At 35.5% G+C, this 11,443-nt stretch carries 13 protein-coding genes and 1 tRNA gene; all 14 read left to right on the forward strand.

The genetic code is table 11. The annotated features are described in order from the left end of the window. Positions 1-95: 95 nt before the first annotated feature. Complete coding sequence (locus E7480_03745) at positions 96-932, forward strand: hypothetical protein (protein MBE6903702.1); 837 nt, start codon at positions 96-98, stop codon at positions 930-932. A gap of 135 nt (positions 933-1,067) precedes the next feature. Beyond that, on the forward strand, positions 1,068-2,339 hold the full coding sequence (locus E7480_03750) for an insulinase family protein (GenBank protein MBE6903703.1): 1,272 nt from the start codon (positions 1,068-1,070) through the stop codon (positions 2,337-2,339). Then, the gene (locus E7480_03755; protein MBE6903704.1) at positions 2,332-3,600 is read left to right on the forward strand and encodes an insulinase family protein; all 1,269 of its coding nucleotides are present in this window, start codon (positions 2,332-2,334) and stop codon (positions 3,598-3,600) included. Before E7480_03750 ends, E7480_03755 begins: the two co-directional genes overlap by 8 nt. Before the next feature lie 51 nt (positions 3,601-3,651). After that, a complete protein-coding gene (locus E7480_03760) occupies positions 3,652-4,752 on the forward strand; it encodes a hypothetical protein (protein MBE6903705.1) in 1,101 nt (366 codons plus the stop codon). Positions 4,753-4,845: 93 nt separating this feature from the next. Continuing rightward, positions 4,846-5,490, forward strand: a complete 645-nt coding sequence (locus tag E7480_03765; protein ID MBE6903706.1) for a hypothetical protein — start codon at positions 4,846-4,848, stop codon at positions 5,488-5,490. A 15-nt stretch (positions 5,491-5,505) separates the two neighbouring features. Continuing rightward, on the forward strand, positions 5,506-6,147 hold the full coding sequence (locus E7480_03770; protein ID MBE6903707.1) for a hypothetical protein: 642 nt from the start codon (positions 5,506-5,508) through the stop codon (positions 6,145-6,147). 31 nt (positions 6,148-6,178) lie between these two features. Then, positions 6,179-6,892 carry a serine protease gene (locus E7480_03775; protein ID MBE6903708.1) on the forward strand — a complete coding sequence of 238 codons (714 nt, stop codon included), beginning with the start codon at positions 6,179-6,181 and terminating at the stop codon, positions 6,890-6,892. A 66-nt stretch (positions 6,893-6,958) separates the two neighbouring features. Next, positions 6,959-7,513: an SMC-Scp complex subunit ScpB gene (scpB, locus tag E7480_03780; protein ID MBE6903709.1), complete on the forward strand. Its 555-nt coding sequence runs from the start codon at positions 6,959-6,961 to the stop codon at positions 7,511-7,513. A gap of 58 nt (positions 7,514-7,571) precedes the next feature. After that, positions 7,572-8,132 (forward strand): DUF2953 domain-containing protein, encoded by a 561-nt coding sequence (locus E7480_03785; GenBank protein ID MBE6903710.1) that lies wholly within the window; start codon positions 7,572-7,574, stop codon positions 8,130-8,132. A gap of 27 nt (positions 8,133-8,159) precedes the next feature. Continuing rightward, positions 8,160-8,558 carry a sporulation protein YtfJ gene (ytfJ, locus tag E7480_03790; protein ID MBE6903711.1) on the forward strand — a complete coding sequence of 133 codons (399 nt, stop codon included), beginning with the start codon at positions 8,160-8,162 and terminating at the stop codon, positions 8,556-8,558. 75 nt (positions 8,559-8,633) lie between these two features. Continuing rightward, complete coding sequence (locus tag E7480_03795; GenBank protein MBE6903712.1) at positions 8,634-9,458, forward strand: tRNA 2-thiocytidine biosynthesis protein TtcA; 825 nt, start codon at positions 8,634-8,636, stop codon at positions 9,456-9,458. 97 nt (positions 9,459-9,555) lie between these two features. After that, positions 9,556-10,413, forward strand: a complete 858-nt coding sequence (locus E7480_03800; GenBank protein ID MBE6903713.1) for a hypothetical protein — start codon at positions 9,556-9,558, stop codon at positions 10,411-10,413. A 17-nt stretch (positions 10,414-10,430) separates the two neighbouring features. Then, a complete protein-coding gene (gene sigE / locus E7480_03805; GenBank protein ID MBE6903714.1) occupies positions 10,431-11,135 on the forward strand; it encodes an RNA polymerase sporulation sigma factor SigE in 705 nt (234 codons plus the stop codon). 135 nt (positions 11,136-11,270) lie between these two features. Beyond that, positions 11,271-11,347: transfer RNA gene (locus tag E7480_03810), tRNA-Met, on the forward strand. The last annotated feature ends 96 nt before the right edge of the window (positions 11,348-11,443 follow it).

The raw sequence follows: 11,443 nt of genomic DNA on the forward strand, positions 1-11,443 counted from the left end.
TTACTTTTTTTACTTTAAAATGCACCCTTTTTTAATTTTACCATAATATATATTGAAACATATCATTGTTTTAATTAAAATACGGAGGAATAAATATGGGTGAAAGAATGATGTCCGGCTTTACCAACAGCAACGGTTTCAAAGAAGCAGTGTGCATCAATACCGAAAAGGTATATGACAGCTGTCGTGACAGAGATTGCCTTGAGGATTTAAGAGTTTATCTTTGCAGCAGCTCTCAGGCTGTAATCGACAAAGCCGTAAGCGTTAAGGCAAAGTGTGCGGAACTGATTTGGGTATACATTGACGTAGAATGCGTCCCCTTCAACAGAGGATTTTACACTGTAGATATAAGATTTTATTTCAAGGTTACTCTTGATGCTTATATCTGCGTAGGTAAGCCTAAAGAAATTGAAGGAATGTGCGTCTATGACAAAAGAGTAATACTTTTCGGAAGTGAGGGTAATGCAAAGATATATTCTTCAAAATATACTCCTTGCGAAGCTGATGCGCAGCTTATGTATAAAACCAATCTTCCCAAAGCCACAGTTGAGGTTGTTGACCCTATCGCTTTAGGCGCAAAGCTTATCGAGCCCAACGATAACTGTTGTTGCTGTGAATGTGATAAAACATCTGTCCCCGACTTTGTTTGCTGCTGCTTTAACGAAGATTTAGCCTTTGACGACGACCACAAGAAAGTTGCCGTAACTCTCGGTCTTTTCTCTATTGTACGTCTTGAAAGAACCGTTCAGCTACTTGTTCCCGCTTACGATTTTTGTATTCCAGAAAAAGAATGTGTAATAAGCGGTGAAGATAATCCTTGCCATCTCTTCTCAAAAATCAAATTCCCGACAGACGAATTTTTCCCGCCTGAATTTTGCAATTTCAAAGATGCAGGCGGTGCAGATGCGGATTGCGGCTGTTGCGGAAAATAGTACTGCAGTATCACTTTTTGAGTCCCTTTTTTAAAGGGGCTCTTTTTTTAATGTTATTGACATTAAAGGTATAAATCTGTATACTTATGAGAGTATAATAATATATATAATAAGCTTTGAAAGGAATGATTGTTTATGTCAGATTTTGCTGTAAAAGAAATTAACGACAGTCTTACTCTTATGAGTATTAAAACCGATAAATTTACAAATAATCGCATAAGCGTTGTATTTATAAATCCTCTTGAAAAAGAAAGAAACGGATTATATGCTCTTTTATCTCTCGTATTACGCAGAGGTACAAAAAACTATCCTGATATTTCAAGCCTTAATCTTCGCTGTGAGGAGCTTTACGGCGCTCTTATTTCGGGCTCTGTTCAAAAGCGAGGAGATTATCAGGCGGTAAGCATTTGTGCCGATTTCATTAAAAATTCTTTTGCTTATGATAAAGAAAACGTTGAAAAGCAAGCTTTGGAGCTTCTTTTTGAAGTTATTTTTAATCCTAAAATTGAAAATGAACAGTTTGATACTCAAATTGTTGAAAAAGAAAAAGAGAGCCTTTGCGACCGTATCCGTGCTGCTGTCAATGACAAAAGAACATATGCAGTAACACGTTGTCAGGAACTTATGTGTCAAGGCAGTCCCTTTGGAGAAAACGAGCTGGGAAGCATTGAGTTTATTGAAAAAGCAACACCCAAACAGCTTTATAAGGCTTATAAAGAATTTATATCAAATTCAAAAATAATAGTATTTGCACAGGGTATGCTTGACTTTTCCTCTATCGAAAAAAGTATTACCGAAAAATTCAAAAATAAATGTAATTTCGATATAGTTCAAACAGCTGTACCTATCTCAGAGCAAGTGAGAAATTTTGAAGATAATATGCAGGTATCTCAAGGAAAGCTTACTCTTGCCTTTAATACCGATACTTTACCTACTGACAAAAGCTATCCTGCTCTTATCTTATTAAATTGTATTTACGGCGGAAGCGCTCATTCTAAGCTTTTTGAAAATGTCCGTGAAAAGCTCAGCCTTTGCTATTACTGTGCTGCAAGACTTGAAGCTCAAAAAGGTATTATGCTTGTATACTCAGGCGTTGAATTTGACAAGCTAAGCGCCGCACAGGAAGAAATTTTAAATCAGCTAAAGCATATTACAGACGGAGAGATTACTGAGGAAGAAATATCCGCTGCCAAAAAGACTCTTAAAAATCTTTATATTGCCGCCAACGACAGCCTTTATACTCTTGAAAGCTTTTATATAAACGGATATCTTTCCGGCAGAATTTATTCACCTGAAGAAATCTCCGAACGTATTATGGCTGTTTGCAAAGAGCAAATCACAGCAGTTTCTGAAAAAATCTCTCTTAACTGCACCTATGTTTTGAAAGGGGGAAAAGAAGATGAATAAATATACCGATCAAAGCTTAAATCAAAGCTATTTTAAATTTAAGCACAAAAGCGGACTTAATATTATTATCTACCCAAAGGAAGGCTTTTCAAAGACCTATGCCGTAATAGCAACCCATTACGGCTCTATTGACAAAACCTTTATTCCTAAGCAATCAGAACAAGTAACTGTTCCCGGAGGTATTGCCCACTATCTTGAACACAAGCTTTTCGAGGGCGAAAAGGAAGGCGCTTTTGAAAGATATGCAAGAACAGGTGCCAATGCGAACGCTTTCACTTCCTTTGATACAACTGCTTATCTTTTCTCCTGTACCGAACAGTTTGAGGACTCTCTTGAAATTTTACTTGATTTTGTATACTCCCCTTATTTCACTCCCGAAAACGTTGAAAAAGAAAGAGGCATAATCGGTCAGGAAATCCGTATGTATGACGACAACAGCGATTGGCAGGTCTTTTTCTCTGCTTTGGAAGCTGCATATCAAAACCACCCTATAAGAGAGGATATTGCAGGCACTGTTGACTCTATTGCTAAAATAACACCTGAGCTTTTATATCTTTGCTATAACAATTTCTATAATCCTTCCGAAATGGTGCTTTGTGTTGTGGGAAACGCAACCCCCGAAACCGTTATGAATATTTGCGACAAGGTTTTAAAGGAAAAAGAGCCCTCTGAAGTAAAAAGGATATATCCCGAAGAGCCTGCTTTGCCTTATAAGAAGGTAATTGAAAAAAAGCTGTCGGTATCAAAAACAATTTTCAATATCGGCATTAAAGACAATGTTAAATTTACTGTTGCAGGAGAGCTTTGTGACCGTGCGGCTCTAACCGATATACTTTTGGAGCTTATTATCGGTAAAGCTTCTCCCCTTTACAAAGATTTATATCAAAAAGGACTTATCGGTCTTGACTTTTCAAAAGAATATATGTATTCAAAAAGCTACGGAATTGCTGTTTTCGGCGGTGAAAGCGATAACCCCAAGGCTGTATATGACAGCTTTTTCGAATATTGCTCTGAGCTTATCAAGAACTTTCCCGAAAAGGATTTTGAGCGTTGTAAAAAAGCTGTTTACGGAAACAGAATTCAGCTTCTCAACGAGGTAGAGGGCTTAGGAAACGAAGCAGTTTCTGCTTTCTTTACAGGTACTGATGTTTTTGAGCTTCTCAACGCATACCGCCGAGTTACTCCCGAAATGGCATTAGAACGTTTAAAGAGCTTTTTTGATGAGCAATATGCTGTTATTTCCATTATAAATCCGGTATAAAAACACCGGCTCAGCCGGTTACATAAGCCAGTCTTTTAAAGGAGTATTATTATGCAAATTATAAAAAGCAAGGAAACTATGTCATCGAAAGAACGTGTTATAAGAACCTTTAATCACGAAAAAACAGACCGTGTTACAATAGGCTACGAAGCAAATCCGAATATTCATATGCGTTTGTCAAAAGCTTTAGGCATTCCTGACGGAGATTACGAAAAAGTGTTTCAGGCTTTAGGAGTAGATTACCGTTCAGTTGCAGCTCCATACATAGGACCTGAATTATTTACAGCTCCGCCAAACAGAAGAGTTGACCCCTTAGAAGGCTGTATAATGCGTTGGGTAGAGCACGAAACAGGAGGATATTGGGATTTTTGCGATTTTCCTCTTAGAGATGCAGATGATGAAGTTTTTTATAATTTTCCTGTACCAAATCCCGACGACTTTGATTATGATTATTGTCTTGATGTTGTAAATCACTATGATAACCAATACGGTATTTTTATCGGCAATTCAGGAACTCCCGATATTTTAAACTCCAACGGCAGAATTATGGGCGTTGAGGATATGCTGTGTAATTTGGCTTTGGATCACGAGCCTGCTCTATATCTGATAAAAAAACGTGCCGATTTCCAACTGAAGCTTATGGAGCGTACTCTTGATAAATGTAAGGGCAAAATAGATTTTCTTTGGCTCGGTGAAGATTTAGGAACACAGCATACTCCTATGATAAGCATTGAGCTTTACAGAAAACATATTAAGCCTATACAGAAAAAATTTGTAGACTTAGCAAAAGCTTACAATGTGTTTACAATTATACATACTTGCGGAAGCTCTTCCTGGGCTTACAACGATTTCATTGAACTCGGAATTGATGCCGTAGATACCTTACAGCCTGAAGCAACTAATATGTCCCCTGAATATTTAAAGAAAACCTTTGGCAACAAGCTTTGCTACAGAGGATGTATCTCTACTGCAGGTCCTTTAGCTTACGGCACTGCCGAAGAAACCCGTGAATATTGCAAAAAAACCTTAGAAATTATGAAAAAAGGGTACGGATATCACTTCGCACCTACCCATCTTATACAAGATAACACACCTACGGAAAACGTTATTGCTATGTATCAGGCGGCGCACGACTTCGGACAATATAATTAAAAATAAAACAATTGCAAAAGATTTTAAAATATGTTATTATATATAAAGTATGTTTTATAAGTATAATTATTTTTACCGAAAGGATTGAACTTTATGAAAAGCAAATCTGCCGGAGTTAAAATCAATAACCGTATATGGCTTTTGGTTTTAATATTATCAGCTATTGTTTTTGTTGCTTTAGCTGTTTTCTCCGTAAATTATCTCGGCAACGTAACAGGTCAGATAAAAACAGTTACTGAGGAAAACAACAAAAACACCGTTACTCTCAATGACTATACTACTAAAATCAATAATGAAAACCTTAAATATCTTGAAACCATAATGAACTCTGCATTTTCAGAAAATCAGCTTACTGAAATTGCAAAGAGAAATTATTCTTATGTTTTCACCGTTAACGGAAAGGTCGTTCAAAACGAGGATGTTGTTTATGTCAGCGGCTCTACTGTTTCTATAGGTCTTGTTGAAACAATCAAGGATAGCGGTCTTCCCAAAAATATTCTTAACCTTGGAAGAGTTAAAGATTTCACAGGTAGCTTTGAAGATTTTTCAAACTCTGTAAGAATTACCTGCGGTAAAAAAGAATACAAAAAAACAATATCTTCAAAAAATCTTGCCACTAATGCTTATTTCACCTACACCGATATTCAAAAAGGCGATATTATAACAGTCTTTTTCTCTGATGACCTTTCAGGACGTGTTGAATTTGGCCAAAACTTTTTTGAAATCATATATAATTAAGGAGGAGGGAATAATATGGACGCATTAAAAAAAGCACAGCGCTTTCTTCAGGTTAAAATAATTCTTTCTGCTATTTTCTGGTTTTTATCCCTTGTTTTGATTGCCGTTATTATTTCCTTCGGCCGTCAGCTTTCCAGCTTACAATCTCAAAAGGATTACATTTTAAAAGAAATACAAAACTCTATATCTATTCTTGACAATGTTGATTTACTTAAGCAATCCAACGATAAATACACAGAAGACACTCTTAAAAATGAGATTGCTACCGAAGACGTTGTTGAGCTTGAAAAATCCTATTGGTCATATGCATTGGAAATCAACGGACAGCCCGTTACTTCAAACTCAGTATCTGTAAAACCCGGCACAGTTACAATCACTGTACGTGAAACGGAAAAAGAACGTGTTTTACCTATGCAAATGCATATGATGGGCTCTGTAACAGGCTTTGATAATAATGACCATTATTATAAGCACGTTGTCACCTCTTCTTTGGGTAAAGAGGTTTCTTCACAGAATTTCAACCAAGATGCTTTGGACAGATACTCAACCTTTACCTTTACAGTAAATTCCGGCGAAAGCCTTAAATTCAACGTTTCCGAAATTCTTGCTGAACGTTTAAATCTTAATTCCAAATATATCACAATCAATGTAAATTAGTTTTATTCAACGAAAGGCTTTGGTTTATACTATGGAAAAGCCCTCTTTCAAGCTTCAGGTCTTTGAAGGACCTCTTGACTTGTTGCTTCACCTTATTTCCAAGAACAAAGTTAATATTTACGATATTCCTATCGCTCAGATTTTAGAACAATATATGGCGTATATTGACTCTATGAATGATATGAATATGGAGGTTACTGCCGATTTTCTTGCTATGGCTTCGCAGCTTATATATATCAAATCAAAAATGCTGCTTCCCAAGTATGAGGATGAAGAGGAAGAGGACCCCAGAGACCTTTTGGTACGTATGCTTCTTGAATACAAACGTTACAAAGAAGTATCAGGCACTATGAAGGAAATGTCTGCGCCTCTTAATTCCACCTTTGTAAAAGAGCCTGAGAAAATCGTTCCCGATAATACATATTCAAATTCTCATTCTCCCGACGAGCTCTACGATGCTTATTTGAACGCAGTCAGAAAGGTTAAAAGAAGGCTTCCGCCTCCTGTTACCTCTTTTAAAGGAATTGTGGGACATACTGTTTATTCTGTATCCCGTAAGGCAATTTCACTTTTAAGACAGTTACTTTTCAAAAAGAAAATTCCTTTTCTTTCTCTTTTTGAAAGTTCAAAAAGCCGTTCTGAAATTGTTGCAACCTTTCTTGCAATTCTTGAGCTTGCCAAAAATCGCAGAATTTCCGTTGACAATGACGAGATGCGTCTTGCGGAGAAGGTTAAAAATTCTTAAAATATGGCTTCCGTAATCCACTAAGAAACGGTACCGAAAAGCTTTTCGGTATTATATGGTAATTTAATGAATATCAATACTGCCTGTGCCACTGTGGAGAGTATTCTCTTTGCGGTAGGTGAACCAATATCAATAACCCGTTTATCCAATGCCTGCGATATGGAGCTTTCAGATATGCAGGCTATTTTGGAAACCCTTGAAAACAGATACAAGGACGATGTTTCAAGAGGAATAATGCTTGTGCGGCTTGAGGATAAATATCAGCTTATTACAAAAGCTGAGTTTGCTCCTTATGTAAAAAAAGCTCTTAACAATCGCAGAAACATTATTCTCTCCCCTGCTTCCCTTGAGGTTCTGTCAATAATTGCTTACAATCAGCCTGTTACAAGAGGCTTTGTGGAACAAATCCGTGGCGTTGAATGTTCGGCAGTTGTGGCAAATTTAGTCGAAAAAGAACTGGTTGAAGAAAAGGGACGTCTTGATGCACCTGGAAGGCCCTTGCTTTTCGGTACAACACCTAATTTTCTTCGTTGCTTTGGAATTTCCTCTTTAGAAGAGCTTCCTGATTTGCCTGAGCTTGCAAATCCCAACGAGGACCAACAGCTGACAATGAAAATATGATGTAATTTTTTCCATAAAATCGGGAATACTTAAATTAAACATATAGAAAGGGGCGGATATTGGCTTGAAAATATTTTTAATAATTTCAGCCGTTCTCCTTTTTCTTATTTTCATTATTCTCTTTTCAAAATTAAGCGGTGTTATTATCTACGACGATAAAGACAAGCTAAGAATTATCATTAAATTTTTATTTTTTAAAATAAAGGTTTTTCCTGTTTCTCCTAAAAAGCAAAAAAAATCCGAAACTAAAGATAAAACAGATGAAAACCTTGACGTAATTTCAAGTGTCAAAAAAGCAGTATTTCATCTTACCGATTTTATTAAAATAATAAAGCACAAGCTGACAATATCAGATTTTAAGCTTACGGCGGAGATAGGCACAGGAGATGCCGCACAGACAGCTATTTTATGCGGGACCTGTTATGCCGCTGTATATTCTGTTTTAGGACCGTTGCAAAATATTTTTATAATAAATCCACCTCAAATACTAATAAATCCCGTTTATAATGGGAAAACTGCAAAGGTAGAATATTCAGGGAAAATTTCTGCAAGAGTAATTACTTATATTGTAATTGCAATTAAAGCTTTAGCTGTTATTTTAAAAAAAGATAAAACTTAAATATAAATAAGAAAGGAATTTTAAATTATGGAACAGCATCCTATTCAAGGACTTATGCAAACTGCTATGGAAAACATTAAAGACATGGTTGATGTTAATACAATTATCGGAGATGCAATAACTACTCCTGACGGTACCGTTATTATCCCTGTATCTAAGGTAACCTTTGGTTTTGCTTCCGGCGGCTCTGATTTTCAGGCAAAAACAAGCGTTGACAACAATCTTTTCGGAGGCGGAAGCGGCGCAGGAATAACAATTACTCCTATTGCTTTTCTTATTGCATCCAATTCTCAGGTTCGTCTTTTACAGGTTAACGAAGCAGCTTCAACTGCTGTTGAACGCCTTGTAGGAATGATTCCCGATGCTTTTGATACTTTTAAAGATTTGATTAAAAAAGATAAAAAGAATTCTGACAATCAAGACTAACAAATGCTCCTGTCTGAATATAATATATTTCGGACAGGAGTATTATCTTTTTAAATAAAATACAAGGATTTACATATGGAATTTTACAAAGAAGTTGAAAGAAGTATAATAACAAAATACAGAAAAACTATCTTTAATAGCTTTACCGGAGCTGTAACAGATTATAAGCTTTTAGACGAAGGAGATAAAATTGCTGTTTGCATTTCCGGCGGTAAAGATTCTATGCTTCTTGCAAAATGTATGCAGGAGCTTCAATGTCACGGAAACAAACGCTTTGAGCTTGTTTTCTTGGTTATGGACCCTGGTTACAGTCCTGAAAACCGCAAAAAAATCATCGAAAATGCAAAGCTGCTTAACGTACCTATTACACTATTTGAAAGTGACATATTCGAAGCGGTATTAAACATTGAAAAATCGCCCTGCTATCTTTGTGCAAGAATGAGACGTGGACATCTTTACAAAAAAGCAAAGGAGCTTGGCTGTAACAAAATTGCTTTGGGACATCATTTTGACGACGTTATTGAAACTGTCCTTATGAGTATGCTTTACGGCGGCGAATTTAAAACTATGATGCCGAAATTACACTCCACTAATTTTGAAGGTATGGAGCTTATCCGTCCTCTCTATTATGTGCGTGAAGACGATATAATTTCTTGGGCACAGTATAACGGTCTTTCTTTTTTACAGTGTGCTTGTAAATTCACTCAACAAAACAAAAATGAACACGAAGAAAGCTCCAAACGTCTTGAAATGAAACGTCTTATAAAGCAATTCAGAGCCACCAGCGAGCTTATAGATAAAAATATCTTTAAAAGCACGCACTATGTTAACTTAGGCACTATATTGGGATATAAAAAAAATGGGGAGCTTCACAGCTTTCTTGATACTTACGATGAATAAGCCGACAGAAAAAGTCGGCTTATTTTTTTCAGCTTCTTAATTATGACAAAATTCACTCTGTTTAAGTTGTATACTCAAATAGGGTGAATAAAATTTAATGGTATTTGAAGTTTATGCAGATATTTTATTTTTAAACTGTTTTTCAGGTAATTTGCTTATACTTATTTGTTCCTGTATTCTTATGAAAAAAAGAATTAAAAAGTTACGATTTATTATTTTTTCTGCTTTGGGTGCTTTATACAGTACAGTTATTTTCTATATACCTCTCCCCTTTTATTTATCCTCAATACTGAATATTCTTTTTTTACTTATAATTATTTTTATTATTTTTCAGCCAAAAAGCTTTAGACAATATATAAAAAGCTCCGTTTTCTTTTTGATTGCTTCAAGCATATTAGGCGGCTGTACATATCTTATATATAATTTAACATCTTTTTCAAGCTTTATCTCTTTATCTAACGGAATTACATATTTTAACCTTCCGCCTATCTATTGTCTTGCTATATGTGCAGTAGCTGTTTTGCTGTTAATGACATATGCACATATCAATAACGAAACTCTTAAAAAAAATCTTATTTACACAGTAGATATTTCTGTAAAAGGAAACACCTTTACACTCGAAGGACTGTACGATACAGGTAATTTACTCAGAGATTTTCTGACCGGTCTGCCTGTTTTTATTGCACAAGCTAATATATTTGAAAATCTTTTTCAAAAAGAAGTATATTTAAAAATAATTTCAGGAAATATCGACACTCTTACAAGTGAACAGCTTAAGGGTTTACGGATTTTGCCTGTCAGCTCAGCTTTTTCCACAGGGGATTTAATTGTTTGTTTAAAGCCCGATAAAATTATAATACACAGAGAGAATAAAAGCTATGAAACAGATGCTCTTATAGGCTTAGTTTCAAAAAAGCTTTCCCTTACCGATGAATACAATATGCTGTTAGCATAGAAAGGATGCAACTACAAATGAAAAACTTATTATTAAAAATACAATTATTTTTTAAAAAGCTTTTTAAGCTTAACAGCGTATATTACGTAAACGGACATGATACCCTTCCCCCGCCTCTTTCAGCTTCTGAGGAGCAACATTATACTATTCTTTTACAACAAAACAATCAGCAAGCAAAAAACATTCTTATTGAGCGTAATTTACGCCTTGTTGTATATATCGCTAAGCGTTTTGAAAATACAGGAATAAGCATAGAGGATTTAGTTTCTATAGGTACTATCGGACTTATCAAAGGGGTAAATACTTTTAAATTTGATAAAAATATAAAGCTTGCCACATATGCTTCCCGTTGTATTGAAAATGAAATTTTGATGTATTTAAGAAAAAACACTGCTCAGAAATGTGAAATTTCCATAGAAGAGCCTTTAAACGTTGACTGGGACGGAAACGAGCTTTTACTTTCCGATATTTTGGGAACTGATAGCGATATAGTACATAAAGATATAGAAAAAGAGGTAGAATCAAAGCTTTTAAAGGATGCTTTGGATAAGCTTTTGCCAAGAGAGCGTGAAATTATGAATTTGCGCTTTGGCTTTACAGACGGAAAAGAATATACTCAAAAAGAAGTAGCGCAGATGTTAAACATATCACAATCATATATTTCAAGACTTGAAAAGAAAATTTTAAACAAATTAAAAAGAGAGATTTTAACCTCAGAATAAGAATAAAATTTTCTCTCCTATTGTTTTAAAAAGGAAATTTATCTCGTTTATTGTCAATATATTTTTATTTTTTATTTATAAAAACATATTGACAATAAAATCATTATATGTTATTATATAGCTATAGATAAATATCGCGGAGTGGAGCAGCCTGGTAGCTCGTCGGGCTCATAACCCGAAGGTCGTTGGTTCAAATCCGGCCTCCGCAACCATGGTTGGCTACCAAAATAGATGACAGCCCGAAAAACCCAGTAACCACAACGGTTTCTGGGTTTTTTCGTTCCCTAAACACCACTTGAATTAAAAAG

This window comes from Oscillospiraceae bacterium (assembly GCA_015067255.1).
Classification (GTDB): domain Bacteria; phylum Bacillota; class Clostridia; order Oscillospirales; family SIG519; genus SIG519.